The sequence below is a fragment of the Acinetobacter sp. YH12128 genome (genome assembly GCF_013418655.1).
In the GTDB taxonomy this organism is placed as follows: domain Bacteria; phylum Pseudomonadota; class Gammaproteobacteria; order Pseudomonadales; family Moraxellaceae; genus Acinetobacter; species Acinetobacter amyesii.
In genome coordinates, this window is sequence record NZ_VPBO01000033.1 from 17,123 (window position 1) to 28,502 (window position 11,380).

General features: G+C 35.3%; 10 protein-coding genes and 2 pseudogenes. 7 read left to right on the top strand and 5 right to left on the bottom strand.

From position 1 onward, the window contains the following. Positions 1-239 precede the first annotated feature (239 nt). Both FTU64_RS14685 and FTU64_RS14690 read right to left on the bottom strand, forming a co-directional pair. On the bottom strand, positions 240-1,151 hold the full coding sequence (locus tag FTU64_RS14685; RefSeq protein WP_127800993.1) for a ParB/RepB/Spo0J family partition protein: 912 nt from the start codon (positions 1,149-1,151) through the stop codon (positions 240-242). Between the two features lie 13 nt (positions 1,152-1,164). Further along, entirely contained in the window at positions 1,165-1,938 is a 774-nt protein-coding gene (locus FTU64_RS14690; RefSeq protein WP_127800991.1) for a ParA family protein, read from the bottom strand. Positions 1,939-2,794: 856 nt separating this feature from the next. Between FTU64_RS14690 and FTU64_RS14695 the strand changes: the two genes are divergently transcribed. Continuing rightward, positions 2,795-3,967 (top strand): replication initiation protein, encoded by a 1,173-nt coding sequence (locus FTU64_RS14695; RefSeq protein ID WP_127800989.1) that lies wholly within the window; start codon positions 2,795-2,797, stop codon positions 3,965-3,967. A gap of 152 nt (positions 3,968-4,119) precedes the next feature. Here the strand turns inward: FTU64_RS14695 and FTU64_RS14700 are convergent. Then, a pseudogene (locus FTU64_RS14700) lies at positions 4,120-4,533 on the bottom strand (integrase core domain-containing protein); the annotation flags it as partial. 54 nt (positions 4,534-4,587) lie between these two features. Then, on the bottom strand, positions 4,588-5,520 hold the full coding sequence (locus FTU64_RS14705; protein WP_180022931.1) for an IS5-like element IS17 family transposase: 933 nt from the start codon (positions 5,518-5,520) through the stop codon (positions 4,588-4,590). Between the two features lie 568 nt (positions 5,521-6,088). Here FTU64_RS14705 and FTU64_RS14710 point away from each other — a divergent pair. From FTU64_RS14710 to FTU64_RS14735, 6 genes are read left to right on the top strand one after another with little or no spacing between them, the layout of a single operon-like run. Next, positions 6,089-7,624: a phosphorylase gene (locus FTU64_RS14710; RefSeq protein ID WP_159153817.1), complete on the top strand. Its 1,536-nt coding sequence runs from the start codon at positions 6,089-6,091 to the stop codon at positions 7,622-7,624. A 19-nt stretch (positions 7,625-7,643) separates the two neighbouring features. After that, the gene (locus tag FTU64_RS14715) at positions 7,644-8,591 is read left to right on the top strand and encodes a CBASS oligonucleotide cyclase (RefSeq protein WP_151208075.1); all 948 of its coding nucleotides are present in this window, start codon (positions 7,644-7,646) and stop codon (positions 8,589-8,591) included. A 3-nt stretch (positions 8,592-8,594) separates the two neighbouring features. Further along, a complete protein-coding gene (locus FTU64_RS14720; protein WP_151208077.1) occupies positions 8,595-9,092 on the top strand; it encodes a four-carbon acid sugar kinase family protein in 498 nt (165 codons plus the stop codon). Continuing rightward, positions 9,089-9,985, top strand: a complete 897-nt coding sequence (locus FTU64_RS14725; RefSeq protein ID WP_127798918.1) for an ATP-binding protein — start codon at positions 9,089-9,091, stop codon at positions 9,983-9,985. Before FTU64_RS14720 ends, FTU64_RS14725 begins: the two co-directional genes overlap by 4 nt. A gap of 28 nt (positions 9,986-10,013) precedes the next feature. Further along, a complete protein-coding gene (locus FTU64_RS14730) occupies positions 10,014-10,553 on the top strand; it encodes a 3'-5' exonuclease (RefSeq protein WP_127798920.1) in 540 nt (179 codons plus the stop codon). Between the two features lie 40 nt (positions 10,554-10,593). After that, the gene (locus FTU64_RS14735) at positions 10,594-11,109 is read left to right on the top strand and encodes a hypothetical protein (RefSeq protein WP_127798922.1); all 516 of its coding nucleotides are present in this window, start codon (positions 10,594-10,596) and stop codon (positions 11,107-11,109) included. A gap of 154 nt (positions 11,110-11,263) precedes the next feature. Here FTU64_RS14735 and FTU64_RS14740 read toward each other — a convergent pair. Beyond that, a pseudogene (locus FTU64_RS14740) lies at positions 11,264-11,380 on the bottom strand (transposase); the annotation flags it as partial.

Here is an 11,380-nt window from a genome sequence, read left to right on the forward strand (position 1 = left end):
TGATAAGAATTGATTATTTTGATACAAAACCTGAAAACTGGGAGTGCTTATATGGACATATATAATATTTCCGGATAAATATAAAACTACTCCACAAGAAGAAAGGCAGAATTTAATCTCAGTCCGAAGTAACAGTACTCTCAAAGACCAAATGTAAAGAAGCATACTTAAGAAAATAAAATTCAATAATGCATGAGGATGTAATTAGTTTCAGGGTGCTAAGAAAGTGTAGCAACTTGCTACACTTTTTCGCTTTTTTGAATCAGCTGTTTTAAGAAATCTTCTAATTGTAAGAGACTGGCTTCGTCAATTTCCGAGATATTCAGAGAAACCTTAAGCTGTTTTTGATTCAGTTTGATATTCCCCGCAATCTTACCGGCATATTCAATTTTTCTGACCACGGATGTTGTGGTCAGTTTTTCTGGATTCTGACTCAATAGTTTTTCAGCATAAGTAGTAACTTTGCTTTGCTCGAGTTTTTTGTCTTTTAATTTTTCCCAAGCTCCGAGTAAGGCCACTTCGGCTTCAGAGAGTTGTTCAAGATGATCCGATAGAAATTTTTTGAATGCAGTTGCAGCAGTACGGCCTAGCAAGCCTGGTTCCACATCAAGGTCATTTAAAATTGCTTGCGGCAGTTTTTCGTATGCTAAATACTTGTACATATCTTCGCGATTTAAACCCAGTGAATTGGCTAAACGTTGCTTGTTTTTCTTTAATTTCTCATCAAGTGAGTTCAGGCCAATAAAAATCTCATAATCTGTCAGATCCTGACGCTTTAAATTCTCGGCCAGGGTTAACAAAGATGCTTCTACATTATTTGCATCAATGATAATGGCTTCAATCACAGACTTTCCGAGTAACTGATGTGCCCGTAAGCGTCGCTCGCCTGCAATCAGTTCATATTTCAGATTATCCAGTTTACGCACTGTAATGGGCTGCAAAAGGCCGATTTCATTAATAGAATCCGCCAGTTCTTTTAACTGTGATTCTTCAAATATTTTACGCGGCTGGTTTAGACTTCGGCTGATATCCTCAATAGGGACATTACGTCTAAACTCTTTCAGCTCTTTAATATTGTCTTTCTGTGCTTGCTGATGTTTTTCTGTATTCTGTTTCAGTTTCTGAGCTAAAAGCTCTTTGGTGCTTGCCATAATGCTCTCAGGTTTAAATTTTCAATACAATTTCATTGGCAAGGCTTTCAAAAGCCTTACGTACTTTTGAATTTTTTTCTACTTTCAAAAGTGGTTGTTGCAGAATGGCTGCTTGATTGACTTTAGTACTTTGAGGAATTGTGGTTTCTAAAATTTTACCCACTTGTTTCAAGGCTTCATCCCGAATCAGCTTACAGACATTCTGACGTTCATCATGCTTAATTAGTAAAGCGCCTAAAAGCTCTAAATCTGGATTAATACGTTTGATCTTTTCAAGATGATTTAAAAGATCTGTTACCCCATATAATCCATATTGTGATCCTGATTCGATAGGGATAATGACATGTGTTGAGGATGCCAGGGCATTGCTGGTTAATAATTTAAGGCTAGGTGGGCAGTCAATCAATATAAAATCATATAGATCTTTTAATAGTTTTAACTTGATATTTAACTCTTCTGAAGGACGGGGAGCTTCTTCTTTTAGTTGATCTTCAGTTTTTCCTAAATTCAAGGAACCATAAATTAATGATACTTTTTCAAAGTTCGTTTCTTCTTGTAATGCATCTGCCAACAACGAAATATCGCCCACTAGTAATTCTGCTGTAGTGACAGCAATTTCGCTTGGATGTTGGATCCCAATGTGTAAACTTGCGTTTGCTTGAGGATCTAAATCAATGACTAAAACTTTGTTGCCCAGATTGGCAAGTTCTGAGGCTAGGTGTACAACAGTCGTTGTTTTGCCACATCCGCCTTTATGGTTAGCAACAGTAATAATTTTTGCAGACATGCGTGTCAGATGCTTCCTTATTTGAATGTTTAGTAATATAAATAACTTTCATTCATCTTACTATAGTTTTTAAATTTATAAATCCTATTTATTCAGCTGTAAAACAGTTTAAAAAATAAATTTTTAACTAAGCTAGCTTAATTAAAAATTAGAATAATTAGTTATTTAGCTAATTAATAATTAGGATCATATTTTTATTATATAAAACAAATGCTTATAGATTTAAAAGTGGAAGGTTTGTCACTCTAAAGTGGAAGGTTTGTCACTCTAAAGTGGAAGGTTTGTCACTCTAAAGTGGAAGGTCTGTCACTCTAAAGTGGAAGGTTTGTCACTCTAAAGTGGAAGGTCTGTCACTAGGGTGGAAAGTTTGTCACTGCTATTTTTATATCTGCTATTTTTATTTAAAAATAATTGCAAAAACAAATATTTAAGCTGTTAATAAAGTCTCATAACTAAGCTTTAAAGGTGGAAAGATTGTCACTGTATCTTCTTAACCTGTGGATAATCTTTTTTTATTGGATATTTCCTGATGATTATATGTGCAGTTATACCTTTTAAATCTAACAAAAAGGTGGAAGCCTTGTCACATCAGGGTTTTTATCTGACTTAACCTAACTAGATCTGAATGAAAAAAGTAAAAATAGGCCTTCTGAACTGTAATTTCGAGACTAAAGGTGGAAGGTCTGTCATCATAGGGTGGAAAGATTATAATTAATTCCACTTTAAATGCAGAAAACCGGCTAAAATGCTTCTTTTTGATGACAAACTTTCCACTTTTAGAATCTTGTGGTGAAAGTCTTGAAAGTTTTTCCACTTTTGTATATAAAAACTAAGTTAAATTATAAATATCACGGTTATGACAGAATCTGAACCATTGCAAGAAGAATCGAATTATATTCCTTACTGTATAGGCAACATTCGCCATAATGGCGTTGTCAGTACCAGTAACCGTTTAATTCGCCCAATCGAATTATCAGCCAATGAATATAAGGCACTTCTATATGCAATGGCGGTTGCGAATTATAGTGAGAAAAATAGGGTAGATGGTGAAATTACCGAACAAACTTATATTTATTTGTATAAGGATGATTTGGCAGATTTACTAGGATTAAATAAACGTAATTCAATTAATGTTGCAATAGATCGGATCTACAAAGAGCTTTCATCCCGGGTAGCTCATTTTATTATTGAGGAGCCTGCTGATAATGGTAAAAGAAAGACTAAAAAAGTACATTCTGTCGTTCCCATTATCCGTGAGTTAAGATGGGAAGATGATTCTAAAAATGCGATTCAGATTCGTTTTACCAGTGAGGTGTTGCCGTATTTCACTCAACTGGCTGGGGGTAATTTTACTACCTATCAGCTAAAACATCTTTTTGCCCTAGATTCTGTTGCCAGTATGAGTCTCTATACTTATTTCATTAAAAATGAATTTAAGTACGCCAATCAAAAGAGTTATGAAGTGCCATTACTTTTAGAAAACTTGAAAGCACTGATTGATATTAATGAAACCAAATATGATCGCTGGGTAGATTTTAGACGCTATGTATTAGACAAAATAGTGGCAGAAATTAACGAAAATACAGATCTACAATTAGAGTATGAAACCGTTAAGAAAGGCCGTCCAATTGTAGGTGTGAATTTTAAACTGCATCATCGGATTGCTGATAAGGCACTGGATGAATTTGCAGTGATTGAAAAAATCTATCTTGATGTTCCATTTGAAGACAATGCATCCGTAAAAGAATTAGGGGCTAAATTCGATATGAATGTACGTTCTTGGTATATTTTTAATAATGATGAAAATTATCAGCAGTTCAAGAAGTGGTTTAAAAAAGTAGGATGCCTCACTGACTCTCAAGCAAATATTGTCATTAATGACACTTTATTCCAAATGGATTTTGCTGAAATTGGTATGGGGTTGAATGACTTTAAACGAAATATGAAGCATAAACTTAAAAGTAATCCGGAATTCGTCCATAGTATTCGTGAAAGACTGAATGATATTTTTGGTAAAGAGTTGATCTAGCGAAAAGTGTAGCAACTTGCTACACTTTTTTTGATATATGTTCGTAAAGAATACAAGTGGTAAGGACCTTAGGATAAAAACGACTCTGTTGCATGAAGTGTGAAAATTGAGACTGAACCGTACCGGGTTTGTCGGAGACTTTTTTATTTAAGTTAGGCCACCTGACCTAACGGGTTAATCTTATCATAGTACATTGCTTCAAACTCAAAAGGCGACTTGTAACCCAATGCACTGTGTACACGCTCTTTATTGAACCAATCTACCCAGTTGAGTGTCGCAAGTTGTACATCCGCTAAACCTTTCCAATCTGCTTTTAAATACTCAATCACCTCTGTTTTGTATAAGCCATTCACTGTTTCAGCCAAAGCATTATCGTATGAATCACCAGTCGTACCGACTGATGCTCGTAAATTTGCAGCTTCTAAACGATTGGTATAGCGAATAGAAAGATATTGAACACCTCTATCGGAATGATGAATCACATTCTTTGGCATGCCTCGATCGTGCAATGCTTGCTCAAGTGCATCGAGCACCATATCTGTATTCATCCGTGTAGATACTTTCCATCGGCTTTGTTGCACAAAGATTTGAAATGCAAAGCGCCCCTAATTGAGCCAAATTTAAGGCGTAACTTGGGTAAGTGGTCGACCTAATTCCGTAAATCTGTTGAGGACTGCTACACGTGCATGAATTTCATTCACCTGACTAGGAAAGCTTCTTGCCATTAATTTATCGCCTAATAATTTGATGCAATGCATCTTGGTTTCCACCAAACTGCGGCGATGATAGCCTGACCATTTTTTCCATAATGTCCTGCCTAAACGTTTAACTGTTCGAAGTAATTCATTTCGCTCTAGCGAGCTGATCTTTGTATCTTTCCATGGTTTCGCATTTTTTCTAGGTGGAATCACCGCATGTGCTTGCCGATCTGCAATGACCTGACGGCATTGCTTGGTGTCATAAGCTCCATCGGTATAAACAGAGTCAATCTGCTCATCTTGTGGAATCTGATTAAGTAAATCACCAAGCACCTGTGAATCACTGACATTATTGGTTGTGAGCTGAATAGCGCGTATTTGTAGGGTTTTGGCATCTATACCAATATGTAGTTTACGCCATTGGCGACGATATTCAGCTCCATGTTTCTTGCGTTTCCATTCGCCCTCACCTAGAAACTTCATGCCTGTAGAGTCTACGAGTAGATGCAGCCCATCGCTACTTTTTTGGTAGCTGATTGCAATATCAATATGCTTTTGTCTTCTACAAAGCGTACTGTAATCTGGTGCGGTCCAATTTAATCCGCAAAGTTCAATCAGACTTTGCACAAAGCCAGTGACCATACGTAAAGATAGACGGAATAAGGATTTAATCATTAAGCAGCATTGGATAGCTGCGTCGGAGTAGGTTTGATTTCGCCCTTGTTTGCCTTTTGATGGAGCATACCATTGCGTAGCAGGATCAAACCAAATGACAATATTTCCGCGACTCATGAGTGCTCGGTTATATGCGGGCCAATTGGTTGTGCAGTAGATTTTGTGTGTAGGCTTCTTCATTTGAAAATTATATCGCTGAAAAAGCCTTTACAGATAGGTTTGTGCAACAAAGCCCTTCACAACTATATATTTACCATTTCATCCATCTAATTCAGTGGTTAGTAATTTAATGAAGATTCAGCAAATGTTTAGATTAATGATTTTATTGGAGTTATCATATTTGCCGGGTCATAACTCACAACTCACATAGCAACTGTAGATTTGAGTGCCGCCTTTCTCAGCATGCTCGTGCAATAATTGCGACTTTATTAGGAGTTCTTCTTCTATCTAGACAACTTTTTCCAAAATTATGGATATTCCTTCAGTAACAATTAGTAATCTAGGTGTTTTGGTGGTTTTTCCTTTTAACAGCTGGTACTACAGTATATTACTTTATCTCATTCAATCGCGTTTGTAGGGTTCTTACCACTGTACAGCCATATTTGCAGTGATACCTGGAGGAGTGAACAATTAAACTACTTGCATACTAAAATTACAAAGCTAAATAAATTTTCAAAGAACACTTGCAATAGTTAATGTAACCTTCATCTATTAAAAATTATTATATTTTTTAGGGGGTAAGGGGAGAATGAGTAATCCAGTTTCTCTTTCAAATAGTTGTATTCTCCTTGCAGGTAGCATTTCTCTTACTACAAATGATGACCAGATCGATAAGGCTCATTCATTTGTTGAAGCTCTTGTAACAGAAGTTATTAATGCTGGAGGCAGCTTTATCGGTTATTTTTCAGCAGAGCCTGTAAATCAAACTCAAAAATCTTTAGTTTTTGATTGGACTATTGCTAGAAAAATAAACGAACTAACTCAAGGGATAGAAAACAAAATCTTTCTTAAGATTGTTGCATCAAATGATCGGTTGCAATGCAAAACCAATTCCGAACAGCGACGGCTTTTAAATAGCATGATTGCTCGTGGGGTTGCTGAACATATTTGTATTGATGACGAAATCTTAACAGGTAGCAATGTAGGTGAAGAACAAATTGAGCATGCTACAGCAATGATTGCACTAGGTGGTGGTAAAGGAGTATTAGATAGAGCTCACAAAATGGTAAAAAAAGGGTTGCCTATTTTGCCTTTAGATCTACAAATCGGATCAAATAAAGAAGATGGAAATGGTGCATTAGGATTGCTAAAAAAATTTAGAGACACTCCTCAAACTTATTTGCAAAATACCGGTTCTACTGTGGTAAAAAGTATTTCAGCACTCTCTTTAGAAGAACCTGTATTAGAATTTTCTCAAATTGCAAAGAGAATTATTACGATCTTTTATAAAGAGGAACAAGCTAGACACGCAGCTCTTCCGCCAGATGTATTAGTCTTGACAGCTTTACCAATTGAATTATCAGCTGCAAGGCAAGCATTAAATATTAATGAAGGTGTACAGCCTATAGTTACAAGTACGGGTCTCCATGTATGGAAAACAGAAATAATTCGCAATGATGGTATACGGGCTAATTGCGCAATAGCATGTTTTTCTAGCGCTGGAAATGTAGATGCTTCTTCAATCACCACCACATTACTAATTGAATTACAACCTAAAAATGTAATCATGTTAGGTATTGCTGCGGGAATGCGCGAAAAATGTGCTTTAGGCGAAGTTGTTTTATCTGAACAAGTCGTTGCATACGAAGGAGCAGCTCTCATTGAAGGTGGCGCTACAGAACACCGGCCTAAAAGCACAGTGTTAGATCTTAAAGTTAGACAGGATGTTAGCACATATTTATCTAACAAAAGTTCTTTAGAAAGTCGCTTAATAAAGAGCTATGAAGCCTTAGAAATCATACTTCCAGATAGTATTGAAATTGGCCCAGTAACTAAAAGTGTTATGCCTAAAACAGTCACTATTGGAAGTGGTGAGAAGCTTCTTCGAGATCCTGAAAAATTTAAAGCCTTAAAAGAACTTAATGGAAAAATTGAAGTTGCTGAAATGGAGGGTGCAGGAGTATTTGCGGCTTGTGCTTTACATAAAAAACCCGTGTTAATGATTAGAGGAATTAGTGACTTTGGTGATTCCACAAAAGACAATCGCTTTCATGACTTAGCCGCAAAAGCAGCTGCTGCAGTAACAGCAGATTATATTACTCATGGCTTAACACTTAATAACTAACTTGGGGAAACACATCAGAATGTCACTTACAAATTCAGATCTTCAATATTATGATGGTAATGTACTTCGTTTACCTTCAGAAAAACGTACAGAATATCATGCACAAGTGGATAATTTAATAACAGAGTTACGCAAACATATCACTTCAAACTCTGACTTAAAAATAGCAAAAGTAGTTAAAGCCGGTTCTTTTGCAAAGTATACAATTTTGAAGAAAACTGTAGATGATCCTATCGATGTAGATATTGTATTTTATATCAGTAATAAAAATGTAGATGATTCGACATTAGACAATCTTAATGACTTAATTTACACGTTACTCACAAAAATTTATCCAACTAAAGCTGTTGAAGATTTTGAGATTCAACGGAGAGCAGCTACAGTAACTTTTGTCAAAAGTGGGCTGAGTGTAGATGTAGTTCCTGTAATTCAAGATGCCCAAGAACCAAACCATGGTTGGCAATATGATCTAAAAACTAAAGAAAAAAACCTAACTTGTGCTCCTTGTCATATTCAATTTATTCGTGATAGAAAAAATTCAGATAAGCATTACCGCACTTTAGTGCGTATGGCAAAACGATGGAAAAATTTTGCGTGCCCTCCGGGCCTTAAATCTTTTCATCTAGAGTTGATACTAGCTTATTTACAAGATCGTGATGGACCAACACAAAATATTGAACAACGTTTTAGAGAATTTTTAGGATTTATAGCTCAAAGTGAATTAAATGAGCGTATTGATTTCCCTGAGAACTCGGCTAAGGTGCAGAAATATTTTTCAGATCCTGTTGTAATTATTGATCCTGCTAACCATGAAAATAATGTAGCGTCTCGAATAACTATAGAAGAGAAAGAACAAATCGTCAAAATAGCCTTACAAGCTTGGGAAACTGCAAATTATGCATCAGTAGAAGATGATAACGACATTTGGAAAGAAATATTCGGTAATAAATTTAAAATTAAGGATTAAAGCATGAGTTCATCATACTCAAGTACTTATTCGAGTACTTACACTGTAGCTGATGTTGAAAAAGTTGTACGTAGTATTAAAGCAGATTTAATTATGATCGCTAGTAGCACAAGAGCGATGACTGAAGATAAAGCGAAAGAATATGCCCATGATATTGAACTATTAGCAAAAAATGAATATTTATCTAAAGTTGATGTAACTTTGATATCTTCCTATGGTTCAGAAGTTAGAGCTATTAAGTACATATTTCAAACTGAAGGTGCATCTGGTACTGAAAGACCTGGCGGAGTAATGTGGCCCCACACACCAGATGGACGAATTAGAATTATATTGTCACATACCGATAAATATCGTAATGAATCAGAAAAAGCTTCCAAATTACCATTGGAAATAACTTGGGTCTCAACAACAGAAAGTACCACTCACAGTAGCCTTTCTGCATCAGGGGAGCGAGGTTATAGCAGTAATGGTTATGGAGCTAATAGGAGCGACTACTCATGAGTAAATCAACAGTTTTTGAAGTTAAGACAGATTTACCAATTAAACAATTTGATGATTTAGCTGACAAATTACTCGGTTTTGAATCTAGATATTCCCGTATTAAGAAACAAGTACAACTTTTGCTTCAGGCTGATGAGTTAGAACAATGGAGTAAACAAAAACATGGGAAAAAACTAGCGGTTATTGATCTTCTTGTCGATCAATATCCTTTAGCTATTTTTCATGGTGATGTAGGTACTGGAAAAACTGCAAATGCTGAAGCAATTGTTAATAGATTAGCTCGTGATGCGAAAATAGAAGATGCTTTGCTATTTAAGCTTAGTAATAAAGTCAGAGGAACTGGTAAAGTTGGTGAAATGGGTACTCTCATTGCACAAGCATTCGATGAAATCACTCGGTCTATTGGACATGGAAATGGTCGAGCTTTTCTTATTATTGATGAAGGTGATTCGCTTGGAGCATCTCGAAGTCAAGAAAATAGTCATCATGAAGATAAAGTTGGTGTGAATACTTTAATTCAAGCAATAGATGATTTAAGAAAACATGGTGGCCGTATCTTTGCAATTTTATGTACTAATCGATTAGCTGCTTTAGATGCAGCTGTTTTGCGTAGAGCTTCCATTGTAGAAGAGTTTGTTCGCCCATCTAATGAAGAACGACATGAGCTTTTTACTAAAGATTTGTCTGACATCGATTTTTCGGAAGATGAAATTGCCGAATTAGTAAGTGCAACTGCTCCTCACGGAGCAGAACCAGGTTGGACTTATTCAGATATTCGTACACGGTTATATCCAACGGCAGTTTCTTTAGCTTTTCCTGATTCAGAATTAAAAATCTCACACTTCCATCAGGCTCTTAGTAAGCTAAAGCCTTCACCTATAATGGCTGGATAACATAATTCTAATTGGAAGGAGCATAAGAATGTATAAAAAAGAGGTTTATATTTCTGTAGACATTGAAACAGCAGGTCCTATAGTAGGTGAACACAGTATGCTGACTATAGGAGCATGTTTCGTATATAACCCTGATATAGAATTTACAATAATGCTCCAACCAATCAGTGATCAAGCAATTGAAGAAGCTTTAAAAGTGTCAGGAATAACTTTAGACCAAGCACGAAAGAAAGGTATTCCCCCCATAGAAGCAATGTCTCAATTTGAAAGTTGGATACTCAAGTATTTACCAGAGGACTCTAGACCTATATTTGTAGGACTTAATGCGCCTTTCGATTGGTCTTTTATAAATTTTTATTTTCTAAAATATTTAAATAGAAATCCTTTTGGTATATCAGCTATAGATATCAAAGCTCTTTTTATGGGAGCCACAAAATGTAGCTGGTACGATACAAAGTCAAGTTCAATAGATAAATATGTACATCCTACTTTACAAGGAGATCATAATGCTTTGCACGATGCAAAGTATCAAGCAGAATTATTTAGATTAGTTTATTCAATTGAATAAATTATATAATTCATATAATTTTCAATTGGGTAATATTAATATGACAAATAGGATTAATTCTGAACAAGCTGTTGAACATGCCTGGAAGTACTTTGAATTACATTCCAACCAAAGAATAACAATGTTCAATTATTTTCTTTTTATCATTGCTGGATTAGGAACCGCTATAGGTGTTTCCATTCAGTCCTCAAGTACCTTTGCTTACATAGGAATATTTTTATCCATTTTCTTAAGTATTACGGCATTTGTTTTCTGGAAGCTAGATCAAAGAACATCTTTTTTAATCAAACAATCTGAAGAAGTCTTTAAAAGATTAGAAAGAAATTCTTCAATTGATATTGGAATATTTTGTAATGAAGAAAGTAATCTTATTAGAGCTAATATGGGAAAAAAATATTTAAGTAAAATTTTGACTTATGGCTTGATATTTAGAGCAACTTTCTTAATTATGGGACTAATTGGCTTAATCGGAGTCTTAATCTTTAGTTTAATAATTTTTGAAAAAATCTCTTTTGAAACTCCCAAAAAAAATGATACTACGTTAATTTCTAAATAAGTAATAACCCTATGCATATCTTTGCATAGGGCTAGATAATATTTTTAGGCTGTTAATATCTAGATATTTTACTAATATTCTTCTGATGAATTTTAATACCAGTGAATAAAAAAAATCCAAGGACTATTAATGGAATCAACCACATAAGCTGTCATTAAAAAGTAAACATGTATTCTTTTCCGAATTGGTTTGATACTCTCTCCACCCATTGCTCTATTTTATCAGCTGTCATGACTTGAAAATCTCGCCAATAATATTTCATCTGCTTCCA

Coding starts and splice junctions, on each gene's coding strand:
- FTU64_RS14705 (WP_180022931.1), bottom strand. CDS start 5,520: ATGAAGAAGCCTACACACAAAATCTACTGCACAACCAATTGGCCCGCA.
- FTU64_RS14730 (WP_127798920.1), top strand. CDS start 10,014: ATGTATAAAAAAGAGGTTTATATTTCTGTAGACATTGAAACAGCAGGT.
- FTU64_RS14720 (WP_151208077.1), top strand. CDS start 8,595: ATGAGTTCATCATACTCAAGTACTTATTCGAGTACTTACACTGTAGCT.
- FTU64_RS14715 (WP_151208075.1), top strand. CDS start 7,644: ATGTCACTTACAAATTCAGATCTTCAATATTATGATGGTAATGTACTT.
- FTU64_RS14685 (WP_127800993.1), bottom strand. CDS start 1,151: ATGGCAAGCACCAAAGAGCTTTTAGCTCAGAAACTGAAACAGAATACA.
- FTU64_RS14710 (WP_159153817.1), top strand. CDS start 6,089: ATGAGTAATCCAGTTTCTCTTTCAAATAGTTGTATTCTCCTTGCAGGT.
- FTU64_RS14695 (WP_127800989.1), top strand. CDS start 2,795: ATGACAGAATCTGAACCATTGCAAGAAGAATCGAATTATATTCCTTAC.
- FTU64_RS14690 (WP_127800991.1), bottom strand. CDS start 1,938: ATGTCTGCAAAAATTATTACTGTTGCTAACCATAAAGGCGGATGTGGC.
- FTU64_RS14725 (WP_127798918.1), top strand. CDS start 9,089: ATGAGTAAATCAACAGTTTTTGAAGTTAAGACAGATTTACCAATTAAA.
- FTU64_RS14735 (WP_127798922.1), top strand. CDS start 10,594: ATGACAAATAGGATTAATTCTGAACAAGCTGTTGAACATGCCTGGAAG.